This is a genomic window from Dietzia sp. 2505, assembly GCF_040546785.1.
In the GTDB taxonomy this organism is placed as follows: Bacteria; Actinomycetota; Actinomycetes; order Mycobacteriales; family Mycobacteriaceae; genus Dietzia.
In genome coordinates this window covers 127,770-134,776 of record NZ_JBEPON010000010.1, presented here as the reverse complement: position 1 = coordinate 134,776, position 7,007 = coordinate 127,770, and the positions used below count along the sequence as shown (strand labels likewise).

Genomic DNA, 7,007 nt, shown 5'->3' with positions numbered 1-7,007 from the left:
GACCCCTCGGTGAACTGACCATCATCACCGAAACCGGACACGAACACCGCACCACCCCACACGGCCCCCTGGCCCACGCCCGCGACCAGATCCTCGACCACCGATGGCGAGAACACCTCGACCGCCTCATCACCCACGACGGCCACCTCACCAACCCCCCAGGCGCCCACCGCACCCACCCCGCCTGACGGGCATCTTCGGCTTCTCTCACGCGCGTTGTTCCGCTGAGCGGCACGCCTGATTGTGGCGGTGAATCCAGGTGGAGAGACTGTCGGTATGACAGAGAAGACCATGCTCACCGCCGCGATAGTCGGATCGGGAAACATCGGCACCGACCTCATGTACAAGCTCGAGCGCAGCGAGTTCATCGAACCCAAGTGGATGATCGGTATCGACGCGGAGTCCGAGGGGATGAAGCGCGCCGCGGACCACGGGCTGACCTGCATGTCCGGTGGAGCCGACGAACTGCTCGCCTCGATCGAGGCGGGCGGAGAGAAGCCCGACCTGCTGTTCGAGGCCACCAGCGCCTACGTCCACAAGGCCTACGCGCCCCGCTACGAAGCCGCCGGCATCACCGCCATCGACCTCACCCCCGCCGCGGTGGGCCCCATGGTCATCCCACCCGCCAACCTGCACGAACACGTCGACGCGCCGAACCACAACATGGTCACCTGCGGCGGCCAGGCCACCATCCCGATGGTCCACGCGGTCTCCTCGGTCGTCCCGGTGGAGTACGCGGAGATCGTCGCCTCGGTCTCCTCCGAGTCGGCGGGGCCGGGAACCCGCGCGAACATCGACGAGTTCACCGAGACCACCAAGCTGGCCATCGAGAAGGTCGGCGGCGCCAAGCGGGGCAAGGCAATCATCATCCTCAATCCCGCCGAGCCGCCGATGATCATGCGCGACACCATCTTCTGCGCGATCCCCTCCGGCGCCGACCAGGACCTCATCACCACCGCCATCCGCAAGCGCGAGAAGGAGATCCAGGAGTACGTCCCGGGATACCGGTTGCTCCAGGAGCCACAGTTCGACCCGCCCACCGAGATCACCGGAGGGATGGCGCGTGTCGCCATCTTCGTCGAGGTCGAGGGCGCCGGGGACTTCCTGCCGCCGTATGCGGGCAACCTCGACATCATGACCGCCGCCGCCACCAAGGTCGGCGAGGACATCGCCCGGACCAGGCTCGGCAGGACCGAGCTCACCACCACCACGCTCGGAGTGTGAGGACCATGGACAGGACCAACCCGTACAACGCAGACGCCCGCGTGTACAGCCCCGACCTCGACATCCGCATCACCGACTCGTCGCTTCGTGACGGCTCGCACCACAAGCGGCACCAGTTCTCCGTCGACGATGTCCGTGAGGTCGTCGCCGCGCTCGACGGGGCCGGGGTCCCCGTCATCGAGGTCACCCACGGCGACGGACTCGGCGGTGCCTCCTTCAACTACGGCTTCGCCAAGTCCTACGACCAGGACCTCATCAAGGTCGCGGCCGAGACCGCCACGCAGGCCAAGATCGCGTTCCTCACCCTGCCGGGACTGGGGATCAAGGACGACATCCTGGCCGCGCGGGACAACGGCGGTTCGATCTGCCGGGTCGCCACCCACTGCACCGAGGCCGACGTCTCGATCCAGCACTTCGGTTACGCCCGCGAACTCGGGTTGGAGACCGTCGGGTTCCTCATGATGAGCCACACGCAACCCCCGGAGGTGCTGGCGAAGCAGGCCCGCATCATGGCCGACGCGGGGTGCCAGTGCGTGTACATCGTCGACTCGGCGGGCGCGCTGGTCATGGACCAGGTGTCGGACCGGGTCGCGGCTCTGGTCGCTGAGCTCGGCGACGACGCGCAGGTCGGCTTCCACGGGCACGAGAACCTCGACGTGGGCGTCGGCAACTCGATCATGGCCATCCGCGCAGGTGCGCAGCAGATCGACGGCTCGACCCGTCGTTTCGGTGCCGGCGCCGGCAACACGCCCGTCGAGGCGCTGGTGGGCGTATGCGACAAGCTCGGCATCACCACCGGAGTGGACTTCTTCAAGATCGCCGACGCGGCCGAGGACGTGGTGCGGCCGCTCATGCCGACCGAGTGCGTGGTCGACCGGTCGGCGTTGATGCTCGGATACGCGGGCTGTTACTCGTCCTTCCTCAAGCACGCGGAGGGGCACGCGAACCGGTACGGCGTCCCGTCGTCGGAGATCCTCATCCGCGCAGGCGAGCGCCGCCTGGTAGGCGGCCAGGAGGACCAGCTCATCGACATCGCGTTGGAGATCCAGAAGGAGCAGGCGGGAGTCTAAACCGCGTCCGTACAGAACGCGTCCGTACAGGACACCCCAGTACGTCGACGGGTCCGTCAGTCGCCGGGCGTGGTGTGTCTCTGCGCCCAGTCCACGATCGGTCCGAGGGTGGACTCGTCGACGAACTCCACCCGCTCGCGATTCAGCAGGAGGCGGGCCATCGGTTCATCCGGGGTCTTACGCAGTTCCCTGCGCAGCGCGGCCATGAGCACGCGGTCCACCCACCGCAGCCGGTCCGGGTCCAGGTCGCCGCGCAACTGGAAGACGGTGACCGTGCGCGCGGAGGTCGCCACGAGTTTCTGTGCGAGGGTGCCGCGACCGGGGTCGTCGGCGGGGGACAGGGCGACGACGACGAGGGCCGCGGGGCCCGGAGCCGAGCGGATCGCCCGGATGATGCGTCGCCGACCGAGGATCGTCGTGACGTACTGAGGTGCGAGGACGATCAACGGGTCGGCGGCGACCGCGTCCCCGAACGAGGCGAGATCCACGGCGCGCGTCCCAATCCTCTCGGCGAGCGCGTCCGCGTACCTACGGGTGGAGCCGTATCGGGAGGTGAAGGTGACGACAGGGTGGTTCACACTCCGGAGTCTGTCACTCGGAGTACGAGACCTCGACGCGATCGGTCTTGGGCAGGAGCTGGCAGCTGAGCACGTACCCCTCCTCGACCTCCTCCGGATCGAGGATCCCGTTGTGGATCATCTCGACCTCGCCGGACTTGAGGACGCAGGCGCAGGCCGAGCACTCGCCTTTACGGCAGGAGAACGGCGCCTTGATCCCCTTGGACAGCAGGACGTCGAGCAGCGGGGTGTTGCGGGGCCACGTGACCTCGTGGGTCTCGTCGTCGAGTTCCACGATCGCCGTGGCCGGCCCGACGCCGTCGTCGCCAGGCGAGTCGTCGATCACGATCTCGGCGAACGGATCGCCCTCGATCGAGGAGAACGCCTCGGTGTGGATGAGGTGCATGTCGGCACCCGAGCGGCGGAGCCCGTCCTTGACGGTCTCCATGAACGGCGCCGGGCCGCAGATGTACGACTGGCGCTTGGCGGCCACCGGGTGCAGGAGGTTGCCGATCATCTCGGGGGAGGGGATGCCCGACACCGACTCGAGCCAGTGGAGCACGGTGAGCCGGTCGGGGTTCTGGCGCTGCAGGGCCTGCAGTTCGTCCTTGAAGATCACCGACTTCTCGTCACGGTTGGCGTACACCATGACGATGTGGCCGGTGCCCTGGGCGAGCGCCGACTTGAGGATCGACATGACCGGGGTGACGCCGGAGCCTGCGGCCAGGAGGATGAAGTCCTGGTCGAGGTTCTTGGGCGTGAAGATGCCGGACGGGGCCAGCACGTGCATCGACATGCCGACCTCGGCGTTGTCACACAGCCAGTTGGATCCGTACCCGTCGACCGTTCGCTTGACGGTCACCTTGAGTCGGGAGTCCTCGGTGGGGGAGCTCGAGAGCGAATAACAGCGCGCCACGGACCCGGTCTGGTCGCTGGGGATCCGCAGGGTGAGGAACTGTCCGGGGGTGTACCGGAAGTCCTCCTCGGCGCCGGCGGGGATCTCGAAGACGATCGACTTGGCGTCGGCGGTCTCCTCGATCACCTCGGCGATCGAGAGTTCGCGCACGAAAGAGCCGAGTTGTGGGGTGGCGGTCATGGATTGGGAGCCTATCGCTTGAATGCGGCGGGGCGGGAGATCACTCCGGGACGTCCTACTCCGGGACGTACAGCGGGTTGACCATGTGATCGGCGTCAGCAGGATCCACGCCCTCGGCGAGGGTGATCAGACCCTCCGCGTAGGCGTAGCGGATGCTCGCGAGCATCCGGGGGCAGGTGTCCTCGCCCTGCGGCCGCTCGCCGCCGTCCCGCCATTCGGCGAGGACGGGGCACGCGCGGTCACTGCTCGCGGTCCACTGGATGGAGGTGTGCTTCTCGCTGTTCTTCCGGACGGACACACAGGTGCCGCACGCGCGGCACTCCACGGGTTGGAAACCCGCCCGCGTGTAGGTCTCGCGGTCCAGATCGGTGTCACCGTGCAGCCGCGCGGCGCGCGCCGGGTCGGTCTCGTCCCAGGTGGGCGCGCGCCGCGAGTCGTGTTGCCTGAACATCACTTCTCCGCGCGGGAGGCGCTCGCTTCCCCGGCGACCTCGGCCATGCCGGTGTACTGGGTCTGCTCGTCCGAGATCTCGGCCTCACCGGCCTCCTGCTTGCGCATGTTCTCGGCGACCTCGCCCTCCCAGTACTGGTTGGCGGCGGTGGTGTCGACCTCGAACTCGAACCGCTCCTGCATCTCGGGCTCGACCTTGTCGCGGTCCACGTAGAACTGCTCGTACCACCGGCGGAGCTGGTAGACGGGGCCGTCCTCCTCGCACAGGAGCGGGTTGGCGATCTGGGACTTGCGCTGCCAGATGCGGACGTCCTGGAGGAAGCCCTCGCCGAAGAACGTCGCGATCTTCGCGGCCATCTTGGCCGAGGTCTCGTCGTCGAAACCCTTGGGCTTCTTGACCGACAGTCCGTACATCAACACGAACGAGTTCTGATCGATCGGGTAATGGCAGTTGATGAGGATCGCTTCGGTCTCGAAGTCCCCGTACATCTGCTTGAGGGGGTTGATCATGTACGCCGGACCGAAGTAGGACGCCTCGGACTCGAGCAGGGTGTCACCGTACTTGCCGCCCGTCGGATCGTGGTCCGGCCGGCCCTTGGTGTTGAGGTACTGGGTGGCGGTCTGTCCCTCGAAGACGTTCTTGAAGTACGTCGGGAACGCGAAGTGGATGTAGTAGAAGTGCGCCATGTCGACCACGTTGTCGACGATCTCCATGCAGTTGGAGCCCTCGATCACGAGGCGGTTCCACTCCCAGTCGGTCCACTCGCCGGTCTCGTACTCCGCGATGGCCGGGATCGCGTCCTCGTCGCGGGGCGGGTTGCCCTCGTGGTCGTGCCAGACGAAGACCTGGCCGGACTGGATGTTGGTGATCCAGGCGCGGGTCCGCGCGCGCAGCGGGACGCGCTTGGCGTAGGGGATGCCCTTGCACTTGCCGTCGCCACCCCACCGCCAGTCGTGGAACGGGCACGCGATGTTGCCGTCCTTGACCTCTCCGTCGGAGAGGTCGCCTCCGAGGTGCCGGCAGTAGGCGTCGAGGACGTTGATCTCACCCTCGCCGTTGGCCCAGACGACCAGCTTGGTGCCGAAGGCCTGGATGGAGTGGGGTTTTCCGTCGCTGAACTCCTTGACGGTGCCGATGCAGTGCCAGCCGCGCGCGTAACGATCCCGGGTCTCGCCCGTGTCGATCTCGCGGACAGCTCCGGGGGCCGAGCCGAGTGCGGTCATGATGATCCTCCTGAGGGCATGAGCCGGATGAGAACAGGTTATAGAATCGGGATGCCGGTCACAACCAATCCCTGTAGGCGCTGGCACGGGGTGCCATAGCCTGACTTCCGGGCGGTTCAGTCTGGTGCAAAACTGTAACGTGTTCTAGTCTAAGGCCAAGCGGCCCACAAAAGCCAGAGAGGGATCACATGAGCGAGCACGCCAACCACGAGGTCATCGACCGGATCAAAGCACTGCTGCCCGGGTTCGCCGAGCGTGCGCAGGAGACCGAGGACCTGCGCAGGGTCCATCCGCAGAACATCGCGGAGCTCGACGAGGCCGGCTTCTTCAAGCTCTGTCAGCCCGCCCAGTGGGGCGGGTACGAGGCGGACATGGAGGCGTTCTACACCGCCGCCATGGCCATCGCGTCGGCCTGCCCGTCCACCGGGTGGTGCGCGAGCATCCTGGGGATCCACAACTGGCACCTGGCCCTGTTCCCGCAGCAGGCGCAGGAGGACGTGTGGGGCTCGGACACCACCGTCCGCATCTCCTCCTCCTATGCCCCGATGGGCGCGGCCACCAAGACCGACGACGGGTTCCTCCTCAACGGCAAGTGGTCCTGGTCCTCGGGCTGTGACCACGCGGACTGGGTGTTCGTCGGCGGTCCCGTGCTCGACGAGAACGGCAAGATGATCGACTTCTGCACCTTCCTGGTGGAGAAGTCCCAGTACGAGATCCTCGACGTCTGGCACGTCGCCGGACTCAAGGGCACGGGGTCCAACGACATCCTGATCAAGGACGCCCTCATCCCCGCGCACCGCGTGCTGTCCTTCGGCGACATGGCCAACACGACCAGCCCGGGGCTGGAGATCAACACCAACCCGATCTACCGCATGCCGTGGGGCACCATCCACCCCACCACCATCTCCACGCCGATCGTCGGCATGGCGTTCGGGTGCTACGAGGTGCACCGCGAGCACCAGCGCGCGCGCGTCCGTGCCGCGTTCGGCACCAAGGTCAAGGACGACCCGTTCGCCAAGGTCCGGCTCGCCGAGGCCGCGGGGGACATCGACGCCGCATGGCTGCAGCTCATGCGGAACGTCCGCGAGGAGATGGACCTGATCAAGGCCGGCGACTTCCCGGGGATGGACATCCGCACCCGGGCGCGCCGGGACCAGGTCCGTGCCACGCAGCGGTCGATCGACGCGATCGGGTTGCTGTTCCAGAACTCGGGAGCCCGCGCGCTCGAGGACACCTCGCCGATCCAGCGGTTCTGGCGCGACGCCAACGCAGGTCGGGTCCACGCGGCCAACGAGGCGACCAAGGCGTACATCATGTACGGACAGAACGAGTTCGGCGAAAAGGTCGCGGATTCGATGGTCTGATCCGCCCTGGCGGATCGAGAGG

The 7,007-nt window shown here is 66.9% G+C and carries 7 protein-coding genes; 3 read left to right on the top strand and 4 right to left on the bottom strand.

The features are described from left to right. Positions 1 to 276: 276 nt before the first annotated feature. Positions 277 to 1,224, top strand: a complete 948-nt coding sequence (locus ABIE38_RS17320) for an acetaldehyde dehydrogenase (acetylating) (protein ID WP_354058402.1) — start codon at positions 277 to 279, stop codon at positions 1,222 to 1,224. A gap of 5 nt (positions 1,225 to 1,229) precedes the next feature. Beyond that, entirely contained in the window at positions 1,230 to 2,294 is a 1,065-nt protein-coding gene (gene dmpG / locus ABIE38_RS17315) for a 4-hydroxy-2-oxovalerate aldolase (protein ID WP_354058399.1), read from the top strand. A 56-nt stretch (positions 2,295 to 2,350) separates the two neighbouring features. Here the strand turns inward: dmpG and ABIE38_RS17310 are convergent, their stop codons facing one another. From ABIE38_RS17310 to ABIE38_RS17295, 4 genes are read right to left on the bottom strand one after another with little or no spacing between them, the layout of a single operon-like run. Continuing rightward, positions 2,351 to 2,872 (bottom strand): flavodoxin domain-containing protein, encoded by a 522-nt coding sequence (locus tag ABIE38_RS17310; RefSeq protein ID WP_354058397.1) that lies wholly within the window; start codon positions 2,870 to 2,872, stop codon positions 2,351 to 2,353. 13 nt (positions 2,873 to 2,885) lie between these two features. Continuing rightward, positions 2,886 to 3,947, bottom strand: a complete 1,062-nt coding sequence (locus ABIE38_RS17305) for a 2Fe-2S iron-sulfur cluster-binding protein (protein WP_354058396.1) — start codon at positions 3,945 to 3,947, stop codon at positions 2,886 to 2,888. Positions 3,948 to 4,002: 55 nt separating this feature from the next. After that, complete coding sequence (locus ABIE38_RS17300; RefSeq protein ID WP_354058394.1) at positions 4,003 to 4,398, bottom strand: hypothetical protein; 396 nt, start codon at positions 4,396 to 4,398, stop codon at positions 4,003 to 4,005. Then, complete coding sequence (locus ABIE38_RS17295) at positions 4,398 to 5,621, bottom strand: 3-ketosteroid-9-alpha-monooxygenase, oxygenase component (protein WP_354058392.1); 1,224 nt, start codon at positions 5,619 to 5,621, stop codon at positions 4,398 to 4,400. Before ABIE38_RS17295 ends, ABIE38_RS17300 begins: the two co-directional genes overlap by 1 nt. Positions 5,622 to 5,809: 188 nt before the next feature. On the opposite strand from ABIE38_RS17295, the gene hsaA reads away from it, so the two are divergent. Continuing rightward, on the top strand, positions 5,810 to 6,985 hold the full coding sequence (gene hsaA, locus ABIE38_RS17290) for a 3-hydroxy-9,10-secoandrosta-1,3,5(10)-triene-9,17-dione monooxygenase oxygenase subunit (protein WP_354058390.1): 1,176 nt from the start codon (positions 5,810 to 5,812) through the stop codon (positions 6,983 to 6,985). Positions 6,986 to 7,007: the final 22 nt, after the last annotated feature.

Bases quoted from the DNA above. Each gene is read 5' to 3' on its own strand.
- ABIE38_RS17320 (WP_354058402.1), top strand. From the start codon at position 277: ATGACAGAGAAGACCATGCTCACCGCCGCGATAGTCGGATCGGGAAAC.
- dmpG (WP_354058399.1), top strand. From the start codon at position 1,230: ATGGACAGGACCAACCCGTACAACGCAGACGCCCGCGTGTACAGCCCC.
- ABIE38_RS17305 (WP_354058396.1), bottom strand. From the start codon at position 3,947: ATGACCGCCACCCCACAACTCGGCTCTTTCGTGCGCGAACTCTCGATC.
- ABIE38_RS17300 (WP_354058394.1), bottom strand. From the start codon at position 4,398: ATGTTCAGGCAACACGACTCGCGGCGCGCGCCCACCTGGGACGAGACC.
- ABIE38_RS17295 (WP_354058392.1), bottom strand. From the start codon at position 5,621: ATGACCGCACTCGGCTCGGCCCCCGGAGCTGTCCGCGAGATCGACACG.
- hsaA (WP_354058390.1), top strand. From the start codon at position 5,810: ATGAGCGAGCACGCCAACCACGAGGTCATCGACCGGATCAAAGCACTG.